Annotated in this window: 19 protein-coding genes and 1 other RNA gene; 10 read left to right on the forward strand and 10 right to left on the reverse strand. The window is 64.3% G+C overall.

Annotation, left to right across the window (positions count from 1 at the left end; translation table 11 throughout):
- Positions 1-17 precede the first annotated feature (17 nt).
- From V1294_RS11770 to V1294_RS11790, 5 genes are all read right to left on the reverse strand, one after another.
- Positions 18-959 carry an FAD binding domain-containing protein gene (locus V1294_RS11770; protein WP_334497222.1) on the reverse strand — a complete coding sequence of 314 codons (942 nt, stop codon included), beginning with the start codon at positions 957-959 and terminating at the stop codon, positions 18-20.
- Positions 956-3,646, reverse strand: a complete 2,691-nt coding sequence (locus V1294_RS11775) for a molybdopterin-dependent oxidoreductase (RefSeq protein ID WP_334497224.1) — start codon at positions 3,644-3,646, stop codon at positions 956-958. The genes V1294_RS11770 and V1294_RS11775 overlap by 4 nt, the downstream gene beginning before the upstream one ends.
- Positions 3,643-4,302 (reverse strand): TetR/AcrR family transcriptional regulator, encoded by a 660-nt coding sequence (locus tag V1294_RS11780; RefSeq protein WP_334477916.1) that lies wholly within the window; start codon positions 4,300-4,302, stop codon positions 3,643-3,645. The genes V1294_RS11775 and V1294_RS11780 overlap by 4 nt, the downstream gene beginning before the upstream one ends.
- A gap of 82 nt (positions 4,303-4,384) precedes the next feature.
- A complete protein-coding gene (locus tag V1294_RS11785; RefSeq protein ID WP_334497226.1) occupies positions 4,385-4,735 on the reverse strand; it encodes a KTSC domain-containing protein in 351 nt (116 codons plus the stop codon).
- A gap of 74 nt (positions 4,736-4,809) precedes the next feature.
- Positions 4,810-4,953, reverse strand: coding sequence for a hypothetical protein (locus tag V1294_RS11790; RefSeq protein WP_334497228.1), 144 nt, complete (start codon positions 4,951-4,953; stop codon positions 4,810-4,812).
- A 226-nt stretch (positions 4,954-5,179) separates the two neighbouring features.
- Between V1294_RS11790 and V1294_RS11795 the strand changes: the two genes are divergently transcribed.
- Positions 5,180-7,435 (forward strand): TonB-dependent siderophore receptor, encoded by a 2,256-nt coding sequence (locus V1294_RS11795; protein WP_334497230.1) that lies wholly within the window; start codon positions 5,180-5,182, stop codon positions 7,433-7,435.
- A 29-nt stretch (positions 7,436-7,464) separates the two neighbouring features.
- Here the strand turns inward: V1294_RS11795 and V1294_RS11800 are convergent, their stop codons facing one another.
- Positions 7,465-8,106, reverse strand: coding sequence for a TetR/AcrR family transcriptional regulator (locus tag V1294_RS11800; RefSeq protein WP_334497232.1), 642 nt, complete (start codon positions 8,104-8,106; stop codon positions 7,465-7,467).
- A 188-nt stretch (positions 8,107-8,294) separates the two neighbouring features.
- On the opposite strand from V1294_RS11800, the gene V1294_RS11805 reads away from it, so the two are divergent.
- The 4 genes from V1294_RS11805 (at position 8,295) to V1294_RS11820 (ending at position 13,615) form a co-directional block, all read left to right on the forward strand.
- Positions 8,295-9,578, forward strand: a complete 1,284-nt coding sequence (locus tag V1294_RS11805; RefSeq protein WP_334497234.1) for an HlyD family secretion protein — start codon at positions 8,295-8,297, stop codon at positions 9,576-9,578.
- Between the two features lie 50 nt (positions 9,579-9,628).
- Positions 9,629-11,218, forward strand: a complete 1,590-nt coding sequence (locus V1294_RS11810) for a DHA2 family efflux MFS transporter permease subunit (protein ID WP_334497236.1) — start codon at positions 9,629-9,631, stop codon at positions 11,216-11,218.
- A gap of 329 nt (positions 11,219-11,547) precedes the next feature.
- Positions 11,548-13,350, forward strand: a complete 1,803-nt coding sequence (locus tag V1294_RS11815) for an ABC transporter ATP-binding protein (RefSeq protein WP_334497238.1) — start codon at positions 11,548-11,550, stop codon at positions 13,348-13,350.
- 106 nt (positions 13,351-13,456) lie between these two features.
- Entirely contained in the window at positions 13,457-13,615 is a 159-nt protein-coding gene (locus V1294_RS11820; RefSeq protein ID WP_334497240.1) for a hypothetical protein, read from the forward strand.
- On the opposite strand, the gene V1294_RS11825 is transcribed toward V1294_RS11820, so the two are convergent.
- Positions 13,597-14,529, reverse strand: coding sequence for a DMT family transporter (locus V1294_RS11825; protein ID WP_334497242.1), 933 nt, complete (start codon positions 14,527-14,529; stop codon positions 13,597-13,599). The genes V1294_RS11820 and V1294_RS11825 overlap by 19 nt on opposite strands.
- A 72-nt stretch (positions 14,530-14,601) precedes the next feature.
- The gene (locus V1294_RS11830; protein ID WP_334477926.1) at positions 14,602-15,345 is read right to left on the reverse strand and encodes a sulfite exporter TauE/SafE family protein; all 744 of its coding nucleotides are present in this window, start codon (positions 15,343-15,345) and stop codon (positions 14,602-14,604) included.
- Positions 15,346-15,523: 178 nt separating this feature from the next.
- Between V1294_RS11830 and V1294_RS11835 the strand changes: the two genes are divergently transcribed.
- The 3 genes from V1294_RS11835 (at position 15,524) to V1294_RS11845 (ending at position 18,278) form a co-directional block, all read left to right on the forward strand.
- The gene (locus tag V1294_RS11835; protein ID WP_334497244.1) at positions 15,524-16,240 is read left to right on the forward strand and encodes an alpha/beta fold hydrolase; all 717 of its coding nucleotides are present in this window, start codon (positions 15,524-15,526) and stop codon (positions 16,238-16,240) included.
- 226 nt (positions 16,241-16,466) lie between these two features.
- The gene (locus V1294_RS11840; protein WP_334497246.1) at positions 16,467-17,432 is read left to right on the forward strand and encodes a helix-turn-helix transcriptional regulator; all 966 of its coding nucleotides are present in this window, start codon (positions 16,467-16,469) and stop codon (positions 17,430-17,432) included.
- Between the two features lie 117 nt (positions 17,433-17,549).
- Positions 17,550-18,278, forward strand: coding sequence for an alpha/beta fold hydrolase (locus tag V1294_RS11845; protein ID WP_334497248.1), 729 nt, complete (start codon positions 17,550-17,552; stop codon positions 18,276-18,278).
- A gap of 57 nt (positions 18,279-18,335) precedes the next feature.
- Here V1294_RS11845 and rnpB read toward each other — a convergent pair.
- Positions 18,336-18,761, reverse strand: an RNA gene (gene rnpB, locus V1294_RS11850) — RNase P RNA component class A.
- A 350-nt stretch (positions 18,762-19,111) separates the two neighbouring features.
- Here rnpB and V1294_RS11855 point away from each other — a divergent pair.
- Entirely contained in the window at positions 19,112-19,462 is a 351-nt protein-coding gene (locus tag V1294_RS11855; RefSeq protein WP_334477931.1) for a YciI family protein, read from the forward strand.
- Positions 19,463-19,468: 6 nt separating this feature from the next.
- Complete coding sequence (locus tag V1294_RS11860) at positions 19,469-20,707, forward strand: RNA polymerase sigma factor (RefSeq protein ID WP_334497250.1); 1,239 nt, start codon at positions 19,469-19,471, stop codon at positions 20,705-20,707.
- A gap of 144 nt (positions 20,708-20,851) precedes the next feature.
- Here V1294_RS11860 and V1294_RS11865 read toward each other — a convergent pair whose 3' ends face one another.
- Positions 20,852-21,640 carry an N-acetylmuramoyl-L-alanine amidase gene (locus V1294_RS11865; protein ID WP_334497252.1) on the reverse strand — a complete coding sequence of 263 codons (789 nt, stop codon included), beginning with the start codon at positions 21,638-21,640 and terminating at the stop codon, positions 20,852-20,854.
- Positions 21,641-21,872 lie beyond the last annotated feature (232 nt).

Below are 21,872 nucleotides of genomic sequence, written 5' to 3' on the forward strand. Positions count from 1 at the left end.
GGAGCTTAGGTTGGCGCTTATGAGCCCGTGGCCTGGTTACCCGCCAGCCGCTCCAGCAAGTCCTGCACGAGCCCCTTCAGCAGATCGAGTTTATATCCCGTCATCGGCAACGGCTTTGCACCTGATGTCGCGCGTTCTGCGGCAACGGCAATCGCTGCTACATTGGCCGGCTTCCCCTGCAATGCCGCTTCCGCTGCGACGAGCCGCAGCGGCACCGATGCGATGCCGCCGGCGGCGAGGCGGACGAACTGGAACGCGCCGTCCTTGATCACGGCGCGGGCGCAGATCTCGACCAGCGGCCATTCCGCATGGGTGCGGCTGATCGCGCGCTTGTACAGCGCGTGCTCGCCTTGCAGCGGAACGGGAAGCTCGATGCTCTTGATCATCTCGCCCGGCTGCAGCGCGTTGTCGGCGCTGCCGTTGGAGCCGTCGCCGAGGAGGTCGCCGATCGTCAGCGAGCTCCTGCGGTCGGTCGTCACTTTCGCCTCATAGGCCAGCAGCGCCGCCGCCATCGTCGAGGGATGCGGCGCCACGCAGGGACCGAGGTCGAAGGCGACATGATAGAGATGATTGCCGGACCGGGCCGGACAGTCGGACCCGCCTTTCTTCAGGCAGGCGATGTGCGGATTTCGAAAATACCAGCAGCGCGAACGCTGCGCGAGATTGCCGCCGAGGGTGGCGAGGTGGCGGATCTGCGGCGTCGCCAGACCTTGCGCGGATGCGGCAATGCCCGGATACGCCGCGGCGAGGCGCGCGTCCGCAGCGATGGCGGCAATGGTGGTGAAGGCGCCGATGCGCAAACTCCCCTCAGTGCCCCAATGCATCCCGATCGTGTCGGGAGCGGCTGATATGTCGATCAGCGGTCCGGTCGAGACGCCGCTGCGCCGCCGCTCGGAGAGGTCGGTGCCGGCGGCGCGGAATTCGCCTGCTTGCGTGGCGGTCATGGCTGATGGGGTCATGCGGCGGCCCTCCCTTTGAGCGCGGCGACGAGACGGTCGGGACGGATCGGCAGTTCGGTCAGCCGAACGCCGGTCGCATTGTAAATCGCGTTGGCGACCGCGGGCGAGGTCGGTACGGTTGCGACTTCGCCGATGCCGACGCTGCCGCCGAGCACGTGGTCGAAGCCGCTCTGGTCGAAATGCACGTCGATCATTGGCGTGTCCGCGATGCCGGGAATGCGATAATCCTCCATGCCGCCGCTGAGCACATCGCCGGTGCGGGAATCGACTTCGCGTGCTTCATAGAGCGCGTAGCCGATGCCCTGGATGACGGCGCCCGCCGCCTGGCTGTGCGCCAGCGCGGGCGCCGCGATTTTGCCCACCGCAATGCCGGTATGAACGTTGACGACGCGTACATGACCGAGCCAGGTATCGACTTCGACCTCGATCACCTGTACCGAACTCGGCACGCCGGCGCCGATCGCAAGGTTGGAGAAGCGCCGCATCATCCAGCCGAAGATCCAGCCCAGGAAGCCGACCTGTTTGAGCGGCGACTCGATTCCCGGCGCCATCTGCCGGGAGTCTTCCGGGCGTACGCTGGAAGCGGAGAGGTCGGGCGATGCCGCGAGCATGTCGCGCCATGGCGCGTTGGAGCCGGGGACCGGCTGCCGTTTTGCGTGTTGCTGGATCGACGCCTTCAACTGCTCGATCGCCAGCAGCATCGGCGGGATCACCGAAGCGGTGACGCGGCTGCCGCCCGAGCCCGGACCTTCCGGCAGTTTTGAATCGCCGATCCTGACCTCGATCTCGTGCGGCTCCAGCCCGAATTCGCGCGCGACCGTATTGGCGATCACGGTGCGGGTGCCGGTGCCGATATCCTGCGTCGCGGTGCTGGCGACGAGGCGTCCGGCCTTCACCGCCACCTCGACCTTCGAACCGGGCTGCCACAGATAAAGCCAGTAGCCGGTGGCGACGCCGACGCCGCGGCGATAGCGGCCGCTCTGCGCGGCTATCGGTTTCCGGTTGCGCCAGACCTCCAGGCCTGAGGCCCAATCGTACAGCCGCTGCCGGTTGGGATCGGGATCCCAGCGCTTGCGCAGCGCGACCGGATCGATGTTCATGCGCAGCGCCGCTTCGTCGATCGCCTGTTCCAGCGCAAACGCCATCGGCGGCCCGCCGGGTCCGCGGAAGGGAGCGCCGGCCGGCAAATTGCTGATGACGTCGAAATCGGCGAGCTCCTTGCCTTCCGCGGGATAGATCAGGCGGGCAAGTGCCGCGATGGTCGAATTGGTCGCGGCTCCCGTGTCGGCATAAGCGGTCAGCGAAAGGGCTTTCAGTTCGCCTTGCTCGGACGGCAGCAATGCAATTTTCACTTCCGTTGCCGGCCGATAGCCCGTCACCGAAAGCTCCTCATGCCGGTCGTAGGCTACCCTGACCGGCACCTTGGCTTCGCGTGCCAGTTCGATCGCCGTGGTCGTTTCCACGCCGAGTGCTGCCTTCGAACCAAAACCGCCGCCGACATGATCGGCAATCACGCGTACCTTGTCGCGGCCGAGCTTGTAGCGCTTGGCGATCAGCTCCATCACATGAAACACCGCCTGCGTCGAAACATGCACGGTGAGCCGGTCGCCGTCGAAACGCGCCACCGCCGCATGCGGCTCGAGGCAGGCATGCTGTTGCGTGCCGGTGCGGAAGATAGCCTCCACCAGCAGCGGATTATTCGCCGCGCGTGCGCCCTCGACCCAGCTCCGCACCTTCTTCGGCTTTTTGGAAAAAGCTGCCGACGGTCCGCGGATGTTGCCTTTCCAGGAGGCCGGCGCGCCGCCGCCTTCGGAGACGTTGCCGGCCATCTTGCGCGCGGATTTTTCGAATACGACCGGCGCATCGGCCTTGCGCGCTTCGTCGAGCCCGATCGCCGACGGCAGGCGTTCGCTGCCGAGCTTGATGGCGGCGATCGCGGCCAGTGCGGTCTTGCGGTCCTTTGCCGCGACGGCGGCGATCGGTTCGCCGACATAGCGGACGATGCGATCGTCGCGGAGCAGCGAGATCACAGCGCTCACCCCCGGCATCGCGCGCGCCGGCGCCAGGTCGAGTTCGCTGATACGCGCATGCGCGAACGGCGAGCGCAGGATCACGCCTTCGAGCTGGCCGTCATGATGGATGTCGACGGTATACTTCGCCGATCCCGTCACCTTGTCGCGCGCTTCCATGCGCGGTGGCAGGATATCGTTGCCGTCGAAGCGGCCGGCACAGGCATCCGCCACGGCGCGGAAGATGCCGTCATAGGCGCCGCAGCGGCAGAGATGGCCCGACAGCGCCGCGCCGATTTCCTCGCGCGACGGCACGGCTGTCCCCTTTGCCGCCCTCCAGGAATCGTGAAATGCCGCGGCCTCGACGATGAAGCCCGGCGTGCAGAAGCCGCATTGCAGGGCGTCGTGCGCCATGAAGGCCTTCTGCACCGGGTGCAATGCCTTGGCGCAGATGCCCTCGACAGTTGTGATCGACTTGTTCGCAGCCGATCCCGCCGGCATCAGGCAGCTCACGGCGGGCTCGCCATCGACCAGCACGGTGCAGGCGCCGCAGACGCCGGCCCCGCAGACCAGCTTGGTGCCGGTAAGGTCGAGCGCGTCGCGCACGACGTCGACCAGCAGCGCATCGGGATCGTCGGGGAGGGGAGCAAGCTTGCCGTTGATCGTCATCGTGCTCATCTGCGATCTCCAGATTTGCGAGGAGTGGATTTCCTTGCCGGCTTCGGCTTCGCCGCCGGCTTCCGCGGCGCCGGGCTCACCGCGCCAGCCACCAGCGTCCGCAGCATGATCTCCAGATCCCTCAGGAAAGCGCCGGCCGGCTGCAGCGCCGGATAAGCGGATTTGGTGCCGTTAATCGCCATCTCGATGTGCCGTGCAAAATCGCGCGGCGTCGTGGCATTGAGCGTGAGGTCCTGTTTGCGGCAGACGCGCGTGATCGTTTCCGCGAGCTGCTCGGTATAGGCGGTGGTGTATTTCTGGTAGAGGTCGCGGGCCTGCAGCAAATGTTCGGAGAACAGTTCCTCGACATGGGGCGAGCCATCGAGCGAGGCGGCCAGTTGCCCGAGCTTGGCGCTGACCGAAGCGACGAGGATGTCGGCGAGGCTGCCGCCCTCGTTCTCGGCGGCGCTGGCCGCGGCAATCTCGGCGGCAAGGGCCTCCTCATGCAGCCGTTCGATGACGGCGCGGAACAGCGCTTCCTTGGACTCGAAATGATGGTAGAGCGCCTGCCGCGTCAGGCCCGCGGCCTCTGCCGCCTGCTCGATCGACGAGCGCCGGAAACCCTGCCGGCGGAACACCAGCATTGCGGCATCGAGAATGCGGGTGCGCGGACTCATTTGACGATTTTGACAAAAACAGAAGAAGTGTCAAATAACGAGATCGCGAATAGGAGCCGATGCCGCGACGGGAGGCCCGATGTCACTGATCAGACAGCACTTTATCTGTGCGGCAGTCATACGGCCCGTTCCCGTCACGGCCGGCCGCCTTGATGTTGGCGTTGAAGAACTGGCCCATCGAGGGCGCGTTCAGAAACGCATCGAGCGTGTCCTTCGGCAGATCGCAATATTGGTGGTAGGCCGCGTGGCGCTGGACCAGCATGCGACGGCTTTCGGCATCGTAGCAGACCCGGCTGATGATGGTGCTCCGGGTGACGTCCTTACAGTTGAACGGCTTGAGGTCGACCGCTCCCTGATCTTTCACGTCAACAATCTCGGCTTCTTCCCAGGGCGCGGTGAAGAGCAAAGCGAGGATGAAAGCAAGACGGGTCATGGCGTTTGCACCGGCAAGGGCACAGGCAATCTGCGCCTTCAGCGAGGAGGCAGTAAGCGCCTGCGCCCGTCAGGCTACACGAACTTGACGCCGATCACGTCGCCCTTTTTCCAGACGACCTTGCGGCCTGCCGGTTGCGGACAGTTTTGATTGATCCGGGCCTCGGGCAGCATTCGCTCGCCGTGACGTGGAAGGGTTGCGTGCGAATAGCCGTGCATGACGGACGTCGACGATTGCAAGGCTCGCCGTGTTCTCGCATGACGTCATTTGATTAGACCAATACTAATTCTAAATTTCGTCCGGCGGCTGCAAGTCGTCTGCTTGGACAAATACTAATTCTAAACGCGTGATTACACGCCGATTACACATCGTTGTATCCTTCACGCACTTCATCGCAGTGGTCGCGCTTGTTACTGGTCCCGCGCGAAGCGATGAGGACTGGAAATGAATGCAAGTTTGAAGACCGCGGGATGGCTCGGCGCCGCGCTGCCGATGCTCGCCGCGATGATCGACGTGACGCCGGCGCAAGCGCAATCGTCCGCGCGGGAGTTGCCGGCAGTCGTCGTCGACCAGCCCTCACGTCCGCCGGCCGCGCGGTCGCGCCCCGCACCCAGACGGCAATCTGCGTCGGCCGCCAGCCGTCGCGCTGCTCAGCGCGCACAAACGGCGCCTGATGCCGCCGCGACCGCCGGTGCGCGCGCTGAAACGGCGACCGGCCCGGTGCGCGGTTATCTCGCCAACCAGAGCGGCACCGGCACCAAGACCGACACGCCGCTGCGTGAAACCCCGCAATCGATCACGGTGGTCACCGCCGACCGCATCACCGACCAGGGCGCGCTCACCGTGCAGGAATCGCTGCGCTACGTGCCCGGCGTGTTCGCCGACGCCTATGGCCCGGATTCGCGCGGCGATTATCCGCGCGTTCGCGGCCAGGATCCCAACATCTATCTCGACGGCACCCGCATGGTGAACACGTTCCAGTTCAACGAATGGCGGCCCGATCCCTACACGCTCTCGCGCATCGAGGTGCTGCGCGGTCCGGCATCGGTGCTGTATGGCGACACCTCGACGGCCGGCCTGCTGAACCTGATCTCGAAGCGTCCGCAGGCGGAGCCCTTCAACGAGATCGGCGTGCAATTTGGCAGCTTCAACCGCAAGCAGGTGCAACTCGACAGTACCGGCAAGCTGACCAAGGACGGCGAGTGGCTGTATCGCTTCATCGGCGTATTCCGCGACAGCGGCTCGCAGACCGATTACGTCCCTGACGACCGCATCGTGCTGGCGCCGTCGCTGACCTGGCGGCCGACCAACAATACGAGCTGGACCGTGCTCGGCACCTATCAGAAGGACACGACCGGCTCCTCAACCGCATTCCTGCCGCATGAGGGCACGCTGTTTCCGGGACCGAACGGGCTAATTCCGGTGCGGCGTTTCGCCAGCGATCCGAGTTTTGACAAATATCAGACCGAGACCGGCGCGGTCTCCAGCCTGTTCGAGCATAGTTTTGGCGACGGGCTGAAGATACGGCAGAACATGCGCTACGCCCATGTCGAGGGCATCTACCGAACGGTATATCCGGACAATTATTCAAAGCCGGACAATCCATATCTCGATGCCTCGCACCGCACCGTGGCGCGCTATGTCTCGGGCCGGCAAACCACCAAGGACAGCTTCACCTCGGACTCCAACGCCGAGCTGAAATTCGCGACAGGCGCGATCACGCACAAGGCGCTGTTCGGCGTCGACTATCGCGGCCTTGGGGAACGCGCGTCGTCGGGGGCACACGTCGACGGCGGAATGACTCCGACTCCCTTCGACCTCTATGCGCCGGTCTATAATCCGGTCGTCCCGCCAACGCTCTCGCCTGAAGCAGACCTGCGGCAGAGTCAGCTCGGGCTTTATGCGCAAGACCAGATGCGGCTCGGGCCGTGGCTAGCTGTCCTCGGCATCCGCCAGGATTTCGTCAGTAACAATGTACAGGGGGCGCCGGCGGAGGACACCAGGGCGACCACCGGCCGCGCCGGGCTGATGTACGAATTGCCGTTCGGCCTGACACCCTATGTCACTTACGCGCAGTCCTTCACGCCGATCTTCGGCGCCGGCATCTGCGCCGGAGTTTGCAGGGCCCAGCAGGGCGAAATGGTGGAGTTGGGATTCAAGTACAATCCGATGCCGGGCACCGCGATCAACGGCGCGATCTTCGACACCACCGAGAAGAACCGGCTGGCGAGCAGCCCCGATCCCTTAATCTCGGCCCAGACCGGCAAGGTGCGGATCCGCGGTGCCGAGCTCGAGGTGATCAGCCGCGTGACGCCGGACCTCGATCTGATCGGCGCCTATTCCTACCTCAACGCCACGGTGGAAAGCGGCGACAATGCCGGCAAGCGTGTCGAAACCGTCCCCGAACATCAGGCCTCGCTATGGGCGAAGTACCGCCTCACGGCGTTCGGCCTGCAGGGCGTCACGATCGGCGGCGGCGTGCGCTATATCGGCGAATCCTGGGACGGTACCGACACCATCCGCACGCCTGATTACACGTTGTTCGACGCGATGATCCGCTACGAGACCGGCCCGTGGCGGTTTCAGGTCAACGCCAGCAACCTTGCCGACAAGCGTCATGTCACCACCTGCCTCGCGCGCGGCGACTGCTTCTACGGCATCGGCCGCACCGTGCTGGGGAGCGCGACCTACAGGTTTTAGGGCGTGACTGACAAAAGGCGAGGCCGGCCTTACGCCGGCTTCGCCCGGTACGTCTGCAGAAACAGCCGCGTCGCGCTGTCAACCACATGCGCGATGCGTTCCGCCGATGGCGCCGGCTCGGCCTGAAACACGAACGGCAGAAACAGCGTCGCCTGGCACATCTGCATGAACTGCGCGGCGGCGAGGGTGCAATCGTCGATCGCAAGATCGCCCGGCCGGACGTGCGCCTGCAGATAGTCGGCGAGACGGTTGATCGTGTTCGCCAGCACATTCTCATAGAACTGCCGTCCGACCTCCGGCATCCGCTCGGCGATCGCCATCACCGTGCGGATCGACGATCCGCCGCCTGGCCGGCAGATTGATCCGATGTAGGTTCGGCCAAATTCCCGCAGCGTGGTTTCGACATCGCGCCTGGGATCGAGATTGTAGGCGATCTTGCCCCTTTCGAGCGCTTCGTCCTCGACGATGGCTTCGAAAAGGCGGCTCTTGTCGGCGAAGTAGACGTAGAGCGTACCCTTGGAGACGCCGGCGGCGCGCGCGATCTCGTTCATGCTGGCGCCATCAAAGCCCAGATCCATGAACACCTTTCGCGCGCCGTCCAAAATCTGGCGGCGCTTCGAACTGTCTTCCTCGCCAAAGGGATGAATGGTGTTTGATGTGGATGCAACCATTGGTTTATCTTCTCAGGAAAGAATTCAACCCGGGATACAGGCCTGCATCTGTTTTCGCTTTATGGTCTATGCTCTGGATTGATATGTTGACCGAACCGTTCGGTCAATGCTACATTTTGTCCCGGCGGCGCCCGTGCAGCGAGGTTCAGGGCTGGCTGGCGCCGCGACATTGTATGGGGAGGGTGGTCATGGCCGCAGCGAGAGACCAGGCCGCGCGCATCGTTCGCGCCGAATCGGAAAAGGCGCAGGATGAAGCTGCGCCCGAGTCCGCCGCGCAGCTTGCGGAGCAGTTGCGGACTCACGTTGAGGAAACCAGACGTCGCACCGCCGAGGCGCCCGGCACCGAGCGGCCGGCCGGCGTCGCCGAAGCAGCGGCGGCGAAATCGGGCAAGCGCAAATTCATCATGATCGGTGCGCTCGGACTGCTCGCGCTGGCCGCGATTGGCTACGGCGTCCACTTCGTCCTGGTCGGGCGCTTCTATGTCTCGACGGACGATGCTTACGTTCGCGCCAACAACACCACGCTTGGTGCCCGGGTATCGGGCCATGTCGCGGCCATCCTGCCCCGCGACAATTCGATCGTTCGCGCCGGCGACGTGATTTTCAGGATCGATGACGGCGACTATCGCATCGCAGTGGATGCCGCGCGGAGCAAGATCGCGACCCAGCAGGCCACCATCGACCGCATCGGCCGTCAGGTCACGGCGCTCGAAAGCGCCGCGGAGCAGGCCAAGGCGCAGCTCGCTTCCGCGGACGCGGCGCTGAAGCGCGCCGGTCTCGACTTCGATCGCCAGCAGACGCTGAGCACCAAGGGTTTTGCCTCGCGCGCCGCCTTCGAGGTTTCCGAGGCCGGCCGCGACCAGAGCGTTGCTGCGGTGAAGTCGGCGCAGGCCGCCTATGATGCCGCGCGCGACAATGTCGAGGTGACGAAAGCGCAGCAGGCCGAGGCCCGCGCGCAGCTCGCGGAGTTGCAGACCCAGCTTGCCAAGGCGGAGCGCGACCTCGCCTTCACCTCGGTGCGCGCGCCCGTCGACGGCACCTTCTCCAACCGCCTCGTCAATGCCGGCGATTTCATACAGGCCGGGCAGCGGCTCGCCAACGTGGTGCCGCTGAACGACGTCTTCATCGACGCCAATTACAAGGAAACCCAGCTCAAGCGCATCCGTCCCGGCCAGCCCGTGAAGATCTCGGTCGACGCTTACGGCCATCGCAAGTTCGCCGGAATCGTCGACAGCATTTCACCGGCGGCAGGATCGGTATTCACGCTGCTGCCGCCTGATAACGCGACCGGCAATTTCACCAAGATCGTGCAGCGGCTGCCGGTACGCATTCGCGTGCCGAAGGAAGTCGCGAAGCAGAACCTGCTGCGCGCCGGCATGTCGGTCTATATCACCGTCGACACCCGTGAGGGTGCGGCCGACGCCGACAGCGACGCCGACCTCGATGCGCCCGGGGCGGTTCAACCGCAGTAGTTTTCCCCTAGAGCCCCGGGCGCAAGCCCGGCGCCTGTTTCGAGCTGATCATGGCCGACGCCACCGCCGCATCGCCGTCCGCGATGAATGCCGCGACCGACGCCGCCGAGCGCATCCCGCCGCGGCGGCTGTTTGCGTTTCTGATCATGGTGTTCGGGATGTTCATGTCGATCCTGGACATCCAGGTCGTCTCGGCATCGCTGTCGGAGATCCAGGCAGGCCTTTCGGCCAGCTCCAGCGAAGTATCGTGGGTGCAGACCTCCTACCTGATCGCTGAGGTGATCGCGATCCCGCTGTCCGGTTTCCTGTCGCGCGCGTTCGGCACCCGTCTGCTGTTTGCGATTTCCGCTTCCGGCTTCACCGTCGCCAGCTTCTTCTGCGGCTTTGCCTCGACCATCGAGCAGATGATCCTGTGGCGCGCGATCCAGGGGTTTTTGGGCGCCGGCATGATCCCTACTGTGTTCGCGTCCGCCTATACGGTGTTTCCGCGCTCGAAGTTCCACATTGTCGGCCCGATCATCGGTCTGGTCGCGACGCTGGCGCCGACCATCGGGCCGACGGTCGGCGGTTACATCACCGGCATGATGTCCTGGCACTGGCTGTTCTTCATCAACATCGTGCCCGGCATCGGCATCACGATCGGCGTCCTCGCGCTGGTCGACTTCGACCGCCCGAATTTCGCGCTGCTCGAGCATTTCGACTGGTGGGGGCTTCTGTTCATGGCGGGCTTTCTCGGCACCCTCGAATATGTGCTGGAAGAGGGGCCGCAATCTCAATGGCTGGAAGACACCTCCGTGGCCATCTGCGCGGCGATCTGTGTGGTCTCGGCGATCGCCTTCTTCTGGCGTGTGCTCAGCGCGCGGGAGCCGATCGTCGACATCAGGACGTTTACCGACCGGAATTTCGGCGTCGGTTGCCTGATCTCGTTCTGTGTCGGCATCGGGCTGTACGGCCTGACCTATATGTATCCGCGCTATCTGGCCGAAGTGCGAGGCTACAGCGCGTTGATGATCGGCGAGACCATGTTCGTCTCGGGCATTACCATGTTCCTCGCCGCGCCGATCGTCGGCCGGCTGATGACCAAGGTCGACATGCGCTACCTCATTGCCTTCGGTCTCTGCACGTTCGCGCTCGGCTCCTACCAGATGACCTGGATCACGAAAGAGTATGATTTCTTCGAATTGCTGATCCCGCAGATCCTGCGCGGCGTCGGCATGATGTTCGCAATGGTGCCGACCAACACCATCGCGCTCGGAACGCTGGCGCCGGAGCGGGTGAAGAACGCCTCGGGCCTGTTCAACCTGACGCGCAATCTCGGCGGAGCGGTCGGTCTCGCGCTCATCAACCAGGTGCTGAACGAGCGCACCGACCTGCACATCTCGCGTCTGCACGACCGCGTCAATTGGGGCAACGCCACCGCGGTCGAAACACTCAACATGTTCACGCAACGCCTGCAGGGCATGGGCGATGCCGCGCTGATGGCGATGAAGCAATTGTCGCAGATCGTGCACCGCCAGGCCGTGGTGATGGGCTATGGCGACGCCTTCTTTATGCTGGCGGTGTTCTATTTCGGCCTGAGCCTGCTTGTCCTGGTCCTGAAAAAGCCTTCGGCAATGGTGGCCGGGGGCGATGCGCATTAGCCGCGCTTGATGATGCCCATCACGCGGTTGTCATGTTGCAAATCACCCGCGATGCATTTATAAGCAGCGCATTGTCGCTCGAACCGGGGAGATTTGCATGATTTCGATGTATTCGCAGATCGTACCCTCGCGTCCGATGCCCGTGCTGGATTTTCGGTCGCTTCGCTGACCGCGATCACCACCAGCCCTGGTCGGGCCTGACGTCCCGATCACCAAGCTTCCCAACGACTTAACGATATTTTCAACGACGTTCGCGTTCGGCCCGAGGTCGGCTCGCGCGTCAATTCAGATGGAGCCGGCGTGTGCGCCAAGCGCAGCCGGATGACGCCATGACCGCTCTTAAAGATAAACGTCCCGCGGCAATACGCGTGGTGATCCCGTTCGTGTTCCGCCACTGGCTGCAGCAGCCCGGCCGTGCCGCCATCGTTGCCGGCGGCCTGCTCGGCGCGACGGCGGCCGACCTGTTCATGCCGATCTTCTCCGGCCGCCTGGTCGATGCGCTGACCCTGGGCGCCTCGGACGCGGCGGCCCGGCATGCCGCGTTCGCAGCCTTCGGCGGGATCGTGGCGCTCGGCCTGATGTCGATGGTGCTGCGGCTGACCGGCCTGCAGGCGATCGTGCCGTTCACGCTGAAGACCATGTCCGACGTGTCGCGGGACGCGTTCGCGCGCGTGCAGCGTTTCTCGACCGACTGGCACGCCAACTCATTTGCTGGCTCGACCGTGCGCAAGGTTACGCGCGGCATGTGGGCGCTCGACCTGCTCAACGATACCATTCTGATGGCGCTGTTGCCGTCGCTATTGGTGCTGGTGGGCTCGATGATCCTGCTCGGGCTGCACTGGCCGGTGCTGGGTGCGGTGATCGCCGTCGGCACGGTGATCTATGTCTCGATGACGATGGCGTTCTCGGTGAACTTCATTGCGCCGGCCGCGCGCGTCTCCAATGCATGGGACACCAAGGTCGGCGGCACGCTGGCGGATGCCCTGACCTGCAACGCAGTGGTGAAATCCTTTGGCGCGGAAGCGCGCGAAGATGCGCGGCTGGCCGGCGTCATCGGCCGGTGGCGCACGCGCGTGCGGCGGACGTGGTACCGTTACAACTACACCTCGACGGCGCAGCTCGCGGTGTTGTTGTGCTTCCGCGCATCCGTGATCGGCGGCGCGGTCCTGCTGTGGATCGCGGGCCGCGCCACGCCGGGCGACGTCACCTATGTGCTGACCAGCTACTACATCATCCACGCCTACCTGCGCGACGTCGGTATGCACATCAACAATCTGCAGCGTTCGGTCAACGACATGGAGGAGCTGGTCGCGATCCACGCCGAGCCGATCGGCATTGCGGATGCGCCGGACGCAAAACCGATCGACATCCAGGGCGGCCGCATCGTGTTCGACGACGTGACGTTCCATTATGGCGGCCATCGCGCGCCGCTGTATGACGGCCTGTCGGTGGAGATCCGCGCCGGCGAGCGGGTCGGCCTGGTCGGCCGTTCCGGCTCCGGCAAGACGACCTTCGTCAAGCTGGTGCAGCGGCTGTACGACGTCAGTGGCGGAAAAATCCTGATCGACGGTCAGGACATCGCGCAGGCGACGCAGCATTCGCTGCGCAGCCAGATCGCGATCGTGCAGCAGGAGCCGATCCTGTTTCACCGCACGCTGGCCGAGAACATCGCCTATGGCCGGCCGGGCGCCAGCATGGCTGCGATCGAGCAGGCGGCGCGGCTCGCCAACGCGCACGACTTCATCCTGCGGCTGCCGAAAGGCTACGGCACGCTGGTCGGCGAACGCGGCGTCAAGCTGTCGGGCGGCGAGCGGCAGCGCGTCGCGCTGGCGCGCGCGTTCCTGGCGGACGCGCCAGTGCTGATCCTGGACGAGGCGACCTCAAGCCTCGATTCGGAATCGGAAGGCTTGATCCAGCAGGCGATGGAGCGGCTGATGAAAGGGCGCACCTCGATCGTGATCGCGCACCGGCTGTCGACAGTACGCAGCCTCGACCGGATCCTGGTGTTCGACCGCGGTGAAATCGTCGAGCAGGGTAACCATGCCACACTGACGACGCGTCCCGGCGGTGTCTACCGCGGGCTGTTCGAACTGCAGGCCACGGAGTTCGGCCGCATCTCGGCGGCGGAGTGAGGTCGCGCATTGTTGCTAACCCCATCGATGCCGGAATATATTTCTGCCGTCGATGGGGCGTACGCGATGCGCGATCGAGATCGCAGGAAAAATATCCGACGATGTCATGCGTGATGTCGCGGTGAGCCAGATCGTCAGGCTGTGCGTGCAGCTGGATCATCTGAAGACGGCAAGAGTGCTGCTTCGGGCCATTCAATTAGAAAAGATGCGAGCCGAACTGATTGCGGAGCGCCCGGCCCTGATCGATCAGGACGCCGCCAGCTGAGGCGGCTCCCGATCGCGTTGCGGCGGCGCAGGCGCCGCCCTGGCGCGCGTCCGCGTCGAGATCGCGACCGTCACCACGACGGCTGTGGCGAACAGCAGGATTTGCAGCGTGATGGTCTCGTCGTTGAAGAACGCCGCGAGCGCAAAGGTGACGAAGGGTTGCAGCAATTGGATCTGCGACACCCGCGCGATGCCGCCCATTGCGAGGCCGGCGTTCCATGCGAAGAACCCGATCCATTGCGAGAACAGCGCGACATAGAGCAGCCCGAGCCATGGCCTCACGGCGATGTGGGTGATGTCGGCAGGCATGGTCAGCGCGGCCGCCGGGATCGAGAGCGGCAGTGCGATCACCAGCACCCAGCTGATCACCTCCCAGCCCGGCATCTGCAAGGTGAGCCGGCCGGAGAATGCATAGCCGATCGCGGCCACAGTGACGGATGCGAACAGAAACAGGTCGCCCGCCGCGAGCGCACCGCCGCCTTGACGCAAGGCAAACGTGATCACCAGTGCGGCGCCGGCGACGGACGCGATCCAGAACAGCGGCCTCGGCCGCTCATGGGTGATGGCAACCGCAACGAGCGCGGTGGCGATCGGCAGCACGCCCAGCACCACGCCGCCATGCGACGCGTCGACCCGCTGCATCCCGAGCGACATCAGCAGCGGAAACAGGATGGCGACGCAAAGCATGGTGACCACCAGTTGCGGCCACAGCGCGCGCGGCGGCAGCTTGCGGCGCAACACCAGCAGAAGCACGAGCGAGCTTAGCCCGGCGATCACGGTGCGCAGCGAAGTCAGTGCAATCGGATCAATTTCCGCAACCGCAATCCGCGTCGCCGGCAGCGTGCCGCCGAAGATCGCCATGCCGACGAAGCCCAGCAGCAGACCGAGACGCTCGCGCGAAGCATTGGAAGTCATGACGCGATTGGTTAGCTGCTTTGCCGGTCAGCGTACAGCAATCTACTCGGTGCACATGGCGGCCATGCGCCGCTATCTCGGAGCAATGCTGCTCCACACCAATCCCAGTCCGGACAGGAACAGGAGAGCCAGCACGACGTCGTAGAAGTTTCGGTCGTTGAGAGCTCGATAGGTGCGCATGCCGAGGCGGGCGCCGATCAGCGTGCCGGGCATCGCCAGCAACGCCAGCCAGAAGACGTTCAGCTTCACGAAACCGGTGGCGGCTTGCAGGATCAGCGCGGCGCCGAGAATGGTGCCGTTGAAGATCTGGAAAACGCCGCGGCGCTGATCCTTGGTCCAGCCGCGTATGCTGGCCCACAGCGTCGGAAGCGGGCCCGACAGCCCGGCAAGGCCGCCGAGAATGCCGCCGGCGAATCCGACGCCGGCATCCGCGATGCGGCCGCCGAAACGAAAGGCCATCGGCTTGCGGATGAAATAGAGCGCGGCCGGAAACACCAGCAGCATCACGCCGACGCTGAGCTTGAAAGTCTGCGGGTCGGCGCGCGCGACCAATAGCGCCCCGATCGGCATGCCGAGGAGTCCGCCGGCCACAAACGGCAGAGCCAGCTTGAAGTCGAGCAGCTTCCACATCGACGGCAATGTCGAGATCTGCGAGCTGACCGAACAGATCAGGACCAGCGGCACGGCAATCGCTGGCGGCAGGATGTAAAGCCAGATCCCCAGCGCCATCAGCGCCGTGCCGAAACCAGCAAGGCCGGAGACGAAACCACCGGCGAGCGCGCCGGCAAGCAGGATCGCGTAGGTAGCGACGTCCAATCTTCTTTCCCCCCGTCATTCCGGGCGCGAAGCGAACCCGGAATCTCGAGATTCCGGGTCTGTCCTTCGGACCATCCCGGAATGACGATATTGAAATTTGCGGCGACGTTTACACGATGGAACAGACAGGTACTATCGCAATCCAAGCCTTCAACAACATCATCATGGAAACGGCCCGATGAGTACAGCTCCTTCGAAAACCTTTCTCGTCTGTCACGGTGCCTGGTCCGCAGGCTGGGCCTGGAAGAAGATGCACCCGCTGATGCAGGCGGCCGGGCATCGTCTGCTGACGCCGACCTATACGGGTCTCGGCGAGCGTGCGCATCTGGCCGACCCTTCGATCGACCTGGATTCGCATATCGAGGACGTGCTGAACGTCATCAGGTACGAGGACCTGCGTGACATCGTACTGGTCGGCCACAGCTATGGCGGCATGGTTGCTACCGGAGTTGCAGACCGTGCGCGCGACAAGGTCAAGCAGTTGATCTACGTCGATGCCTTTGTGCCCAACGATGGACAGTCGCTGCTCGATTTGTACGAGGCGGACCGGCCGCGGATACAGGAACTGTTGAAGAGTGGCGACGGCTGGCGGGTGCCGCCGAATCCGACGCCGCCGGATACTTCGCCTGCGGACGTCGAATGGCTGACGGCGCGTCGCGTCAACATGCCGATCAAATGTTTCGAGACCAGGCTTAAGCTGCAGGGCGGGCCGCTGACCTTGCCACGTAGCTACATCTACGCCACGCGTATCGCGCCGGCTGACACGTTCGGACCGTTCGCCAGGATGACGAAGAGCGACCCCGCCTGGAGCTATTACGAGATCGACGCCAGCCATTCGCCGAACGTCACCGCGCCGGAAGCGTTGATGGCGCTGTTGCAAGAGATCGCTGCGTAGTTGCGTCGCTCTGTAGCCCGGATGGAGCGCAGCGAAATCCGGGACCGGTGCCAGTTACGGATGCCGTGTCAAGTATGGCCATTGAGCTGGCCGCGCGCTCAGATCCCGGATTGCGCTGCGCTCCATCCGGGCTACGAGGTGTCACCGCCGCCCGCATGCCGATTGACTCTCCGCCATCCGCCCAACAAGCTGGTGGTGGTCGGCGTCGATCGCGGAGGGCAGGGCCATGGCGGCCAGAACGACGGCAGGCATCGAGACGTGGTCGACTGGCTCGGTCGAGCCGGAACGGCGCCTCGACTATTGGATCGGCGCCGTCTGCGAGTGCTTTCTCGAAATGGATATCACGACGCAGATTCGATCGGGCTTCGACTGCTCCGTTCAGCGCGGGCAACTCGACACCATCGGCATCAACCGCGTGCAGGGATCGGCGCAGCATGTCTACCGCCGCAAAGCCAGTGTCGCCCGCAGCGCGGCCAACTACTATTACCTGCTGTGCAAGACCGACAACGACTGGACCGTCATGCAGAACGGTCACGCGTCGCGGATGCGGCCGATGGATCTGGTGCTGCTGGATTCCCGGCGCTGCTATGAATTCAACTTTGCGGTGACCGCGGATACGCTGTCGCTGGAGCTGCCGATCGCCTGGGTCGAATCGTGGATCACCGATCCCGAACGGCGCATCGGGCAGCGCATCGACGGACGCGCCGGCTGGGGCGCGGCGCTCAGCGCATTTGCCTGCCAGCTAACTCCCCAGCTCGCCACGGACCGGCCGCTGCCGGCGCGGGTGCTGACCGACCAGCTCGGCGCACTGCTGGCGCTTGGGTTCGACAGCGAGATTCCGGCCACGCCCGCCGAGCAGCGCGACGCTGCAAGACTTCTGGACCATGTCGGCCGTGCCATAAGGCTGCGCTACGCCGAGCCGGGACTGACGGCGGTGGCCGTCGCGGCGGAGTTGCGTGTCTCGGAGCGGACCTTGCACCGCTGCCTCAACAAAGCGGGCCTGACTTTCAGCGGGCTGCTCAACGATTGCCGGATGGCGGCGGCGCGCAGGATGCTGAGCGAGCCGCGGTTCGATCGCATCAGCGTTGGCGGCATCGGGCTTCGCGTTGGCCTGTCCGACCCATCCCATTTCATCCGCCAATGCCGAAGATATCTCGGCATGACCCCTGGAGCGTTCCGGCGGCAGCGCTAAAGCCTTGTTGTAATCCCCTTGGCGTAAATCGCCGATGACGCTGGCCGGATCCGGCCATCGGGGCCGAGATGCCGTCTCTATCAAGGTTCGATTTTCCGAAATCGAGGGGAGACGCGAATGGCAGACACTTACGTACTGGTTCACGGCGCGTGGCACACCGGCGCCGAAATGGAAGCGGTAGCCGGGCATCTTCGCAAGAGCGGCCACGCCGTGCATTGCCCGACGCTGGCCGGCAACAACAAGGATGACGATCGCGAGACGATCGGGCTCGAGCAGGCGATCTCGTCGGTTGTCACTTACATCGAAGCGAACAATCTGCGCAACATCCGTCTGGTCGGCCATTCCTATGGAGGCATGGTGATTTCGGGCGTCGCCGACCGCCTGACGGACAGGATCAGACGCCTCGTCTATGTCAACGCCTTCGTGCCGCTGGACGGGCAGTGCCTCAACGACATGGTGCCACCGCATTATGTCGGCCTGTTCGACGCGGTGGCCGCCGCCAACAAGGGCGCCGTCATGCTGCCGTTCGAAATCTGGCGCGATACCTTCATCAACGACGCCGACCTCGAACTGGCAAAATCCACCTTCGCCAAACTCAATTTGCATCCGTACAAGACATTCACGGACAAGATCACGCTGAAGCACGCGTTGGCGGAACTGCCGGTCAGAAAATCCTATGTCAATTGCCGGCAGGACATCGCCCTGCCACACAGCCTGCCATGGCATCCGCGGTTGTCGGAACGGCTCGGGCTATTCCGGCTGGTCGAGTGCGACGGCAGCCACGAGATGTTCTTCAGCAATCCGGCGCGGCTGGCGCAGGCGATCGGAGAGGCCGGGCGCGACTGAGTTTGTTGCGCGAATGGCGAGGGGTCCGGCGCGTTACGCCGAACCCCTCATTCTCAAAGCATCAGCCAGCCTGTAAGCCGGGTTCTGTAGGGCACCATTCTTGCGAATGGTACGTGACGGCCATTCCTCTGGGACCATGTTTGCACATGGCCTCGAGCAACCTACCCGGACGGCGAGCCTGACATCGCCCTGCGGAGTTATCACCCGAAAGCGAACTTTCCGCGTTGCCGTCCCTATTCGGTTTTGCTCCCGGTGTGGTTTGCCATGCCGTTTCCGTTGCCGGATACGCGGTGCGCTCTTACCGCACCTTTTCACCCTTGCTCGCCCCCTCCCTTTCGGGTGGGGGAAGCGGTTCATTCTCTGTGGCACTTTCCCTGGGGTTGCCCCCGCCGGACGTTATCCGGCACCGTATGTCGATGGAGCCCGGACTTTCCTCCCCCGCAGCCTTTCGGCCATAGCGGGAGCGGCCGTCCGGCCGACTGACGCCTTACGCATGGGGATTTCGGTGCGCCGCGTCAAGGGAAAGCGATGGTTAATCGGGTTCCAAATGCGCAATTTTGACAGAAGCGGCACGGCGGCATTTGATGCAGCGGATGAGCAGCGGTGAGGCGCGATGAAAATTCCTGCAGGTCTTGGTGAAGCATGGCTGCACAGCGCCTCCGACGCGATCATCGCGACTGATCGGGACGGGCGCATCACGTGAATTACGAAGTCCTCGCTCCCGGCGCGACCGCCCGGCCACCGCCAAAATAAATTTCCGGGACGATGTCGTTTTGCGGAAGGCCCGTTCGACTGGGTGTCGGCGATCCAGCCGATCAAGAGGAGTTTTCGAAATGCAGTATCTGTTGATGATCTATCGGAGCGAGGCCGAGTTTGGCAAAATGGACGCCGCGGCGCGCAAGGCGAAGACGGCGGAATACGGCGCGTTTACCCAGTCCATCATCCAGAGCGGCCATTTCAAGGCCGGTGACGGCTTGCAGCCGACCACGACGGCAACCACCGTGCGCGTCCGCGACGGCAAGACCCTGACGACGGACGGTCCGTTCGCGGAGACCCGCGAACAGCTTGGCGGCTATTATCTGATCGAGGCCAAGGATCTCGACACCGCGCTGGCGATCGCCGCGCGAATTCCCGAGGCCACGATCGGTTCGATCGAGGTGCGGCCGGTCATGGTTTATGATTGACGGCGCATGACGCCCGTCGAAATTGAAAAAGTCTTTCGCGACGAGGCGGGGCGGGCGCTGGCCACGCTGATCCGCCTCGTCGGCGATTTCGATCTGGCGGAAGATGCGTTGCAGGATGCGTTTGCGGTGGCGCTGGCGCGGTGGCCCAACGCCGGCGAACTGCCGTCCAACCCCCGCGCCTGGCTGGTCAATGTCGGCCGCAACAAGGCGGTTGACCGCGTTCGCCGCAATGTTTCGTTTCGCAGCAAACAGCAGCAACTGACACATGAGCTGCTGCTCAACGCGTCCGCGCCATGCGAGGACGCGGACAACGCGCTCGACGACGACATGCTGCGGTTGATCTTCACCTGCTGCCATCCGTCCTTTGCCGCCGAGGTTCAGGTCGCGCTCACGCTGCGTACCGTCTGTGGCCTCACGACTGCGCAGGTCGCGCGCGCGTTCCTCGCAGGCGAAGACGCGATGGCGCAGCGCCTGTTGCGGGCCAAGCAGAAAATCCGTCTCGCCGGCATTCCCTATGAGGTGCCGGAGCGCGACGCGCTGGAGCCGCGGCTGCGCGGCGTGCTCGCCGTGATCTATCTCGTGTTCACCGAAGGCTATGCGGCGACATCAGGCGAAGATCTGATGCGGCCTGATCTGGCGCGCGAAGCCATCCGGCTGGCGCGGCTGCTCGACGCGCTGATGCCGGGACGCGGCGAGATCAAGGGGTTGCTCGCCCTGATGCTGCTGCACGATTCGCGCCGCGCCGGCCGCGAGACCGCGGGCGGCGACATCGTGCTGCTCGAAGAGCAAGACCGTACGTTGTGGGATCGCGGGCAGATATCGGAGGGTTTGCAACTCGTCGAAGAGGCGCTGCGGATGCCGGGGCGGCCGCAATCCTATGCGGTGCAGGCGGCCATCGCCGCGCTGCATGCGCGGGCGGCCAACTATGAGGACACTGACTGGCGGCAGATCGCCGGCCTCTATGAAGTGCTGCTGCGGATCAGCCCGTCGCCGGTGATCGAACTCAACCACGCCGCCGCGGTGTCGATGGTCGACGGGCCGGCGCGGGCGCTCGACCTGATCGATGCGCTGGAGGTGCGCGGCGGGCTGAAGGGTTATGAGCTGCTGCCGGCGGTGCGCGCCGATCTGTTGCGGCGTCTCGACCGGCGCGACGCGGCGCGTGAGGCGTATCAGGCGGCGACCGCAGCGACGCAGCTTGAACCGTTGCGGCGGTTTTATGCGCGGCGGATTGCGGAGATGGGTTAACCTCGCCCCGCTCTTTGCGGGGAGAGGTCGGATTGCGAAGCAATCCGGGTGAGGGGAGTCACCGCATACTCACGTCTTTCGAATCTGCTGAAGCAGCCCCTCACCCCAACCCTCTCCCCGCAAGAGCGGGGCGAGGGAGTGCAACTACCTCGCCGCGACCACCGTCGTCATTGCCTCCGGTGGCAAACTCGCCAGCAGCGCGTGCAGCGTGCTGATGGTCGAGTGATCGGCGATCCCGTCGACGCGCTCGGGACGGAAGTGGCGCTGAAATGCGGTGACCACTTCCATGGTCGGGCCGTCAAACTTGCCGTGGGTCGGGATCTTGTAGCCGTATTTGGCAAGCGCCGCCTGTAGCCCGGCGACGTCGTCGCTGATGCTGCCGAGCTTGAGCGTTTCGCTGCGCACGATCGGCGCCGGCTGCACCCAATGGCCGACGCCGGAATTGGCCAGCGAATGCCACGGAAACTTTTCGCCGGGATCTCTTTTGCGCGCCGGGGCGACATCGGAATGCGCGAGCACGCGATGCGATTGTATCTTGCGGCGGAGCATGATGCCGCGGCACAGCGCGATCACGGCGGCGATCTGGCGCAGCGGGAAATCCGGATAGCCCCAGTCGTGACCGCGATTGATGATCTCGATCCCGATCGAGCAGGAATTGATGTCTTCCTCGCCGGCCCAGGAGGATACCCCGGCGTGCCAGGCGCGCTTGGCTTCCGGCACGCATTGCACGATGCGGCCGTCCTCCAGCACGATGTAATGGGCAGACACGTCGGTGCCGGGGGTGCAGAGCTGGGCGATCGCGCCCTCCACATCCGGCATGCCGGTATAGTGCAGCAGGATCATGTCGGCGAGGCGGCCCTTGTTGCGGTCGCCATGGTTCGGGGACGGAATGACGTCGGATGCGATCGAGGAATCCGGGGTAAAGGTCTTCATGTCGGCGTTGGCCCTGGGCACGGGAAGGGCGCGTTGACGCTTCGAATCAATACCAGCAGATGCGAACGAACCAGAAGCCATTTTTTAAACTCAAACCGGGCAAGGGAATGGCAACATGATGTCTTAAGCGACAATGCCATTTACTATTCCTTTATCTTGCGCCCGCGCAATGCGATGGCCGGGTTCCATCTCGCATTTTGCGCGAGTGTGTGCAGCGCGCATCACCGATATT

The sequence above is a fragment of the Bradyrhizobium sp. AZCC 1678 genome (assembly GCF_036924765.1).
GTDB lineage: Bacteria > Pseudomonadota > Alphaproteobacteria > Rhizobiales > Xanthobacteraceae > Bradyrhizobium > Bradyrhizobium algeriense.

Bases quoted from the DNA above. Each gene is read 5' to 3' on its own strand.
- V1294_RS11835 (WP_334497244.1), top strand. From the start codon at position 15,524: ATGAGTACAGCTCCTTCGAAAACCTTTCTCGTCTGTCACGGTGCCTGG.
- V1294_RS11840 (WP_334497246.1), top strand. From the start codon at position 16,467: ATGGCGGCCAGAACGACGGCAGGCATCGAGACGTGGTCGACTGGCTCG.
- V1294_RS11845 (WP_334497248.1), top strand. From the start codon at position 17,550: ATGGCAGACACTTACGTACTGGTTCACGGCGCGTGGCACACCGGCGCC.
- V1294_RS11820 (WP_334497240.1), top strand. From the start codon at position 13,457: ATGCGTGATGTCGCGGTGAGCCAGATCGTCAGGCTGTGCGTGCAGCTG.
- V1294_RS11855 (WP_334477931.1), top strand. From the start codon at position 19,112: ATGCAGTATCTGTTGATGATCTATCGGAGCGAGGCCGAGTTTGGCAAA.
- V1294_RS11780 (WP_334477916.1), bottom strand. From the start codon at position 4,302: ATGAGTCCGCGCACCCGCATTCTCGATGCCGCAATGCTGGTGTTCCGC.
- V1294_RS11805 (WP_334497234.1), top strand. From the start codon at position 8,295: ATGGCCGCAGCGAGAGACCAGGCCGCGCGCATCGTTCGCGCCGAATCG.
- V1294_RS11815 (WP_334497238.1), top strand. From the start codon at position 11,548: ATGACCGCTCTTAAAGATAAACGTCCCGCGGCAATACGCGTGGTGATC.
- V1294_RS11790 (WP_334497228.1), bottom strand. From the start codon at position 4,953: ATGCACGGCTATTCGCACGCAACCCTTCCACGTCACGGCGAGCGAATG.
- V1294_RS11775 (WP_334497224.1), bottom strand. From the start codon at position 3,646: ATGAGCACGATGACGATCAACGGCAAGCTTGCTCCCCTCCCCGACGAT.
- V1294_RS11865 (WP_334497252.1), bottom strand. From the start codon at position 21,640: ATGAAGACCTTTACCCCGGATTCCTCGATCGCATCCGACGTCATTCCG.
- V1294_RS11825 (WP_334497242.1), bottom strand. From the start codon at position 14,529: ATGACTTCCAATGCTTCGCGCGAGCGTCTCGGTCTGCTGCTGGGCTTC.
- V1294_RS11770 (WP_334497222.1), bottom strand. From the start codon at position 959: ATGACCCCATCAGCCATGACCGCCACGCAAGCAGGCGAATTCCGCGCC.
- V1294_RS11860 (WP_334497250.1), top strand. From the start codon at position 19,469: ATGACGCCCGTCGAAATTGAAAAAGTCTTTCGCGACGAGGCGGGGCGG.
- V1294_RS11785 (WP_334497226.1), bottom strand. From the start codon at position 4,735: ATGACCCGTCTTGCTTTCATCCTCGCTTTGCTCTTCACCGCGCCCTGG.
- V1294_RS11800 (WP_334497232.1), bottom strand. From the start codon at position 8,106: ATGGTTGCATCCACATCAAACACCATTCATCCCTTTGGCGAGGAAGAC.
- V1294_RS11810 (WP_334497236.1), top strand. From the start codon at position 9,629: ATGGCCGACGCCACCGCCGCATCGCCGTCCGCGATGAATGCCGCGACC.
- V1294_RS11795 (WP_334497230.1), top strand. From the start codon at position 5,180: ATGAATGCAAGTTTGAAGACCGCGGGATGGCTCGGCGCCGCGCTGCCG.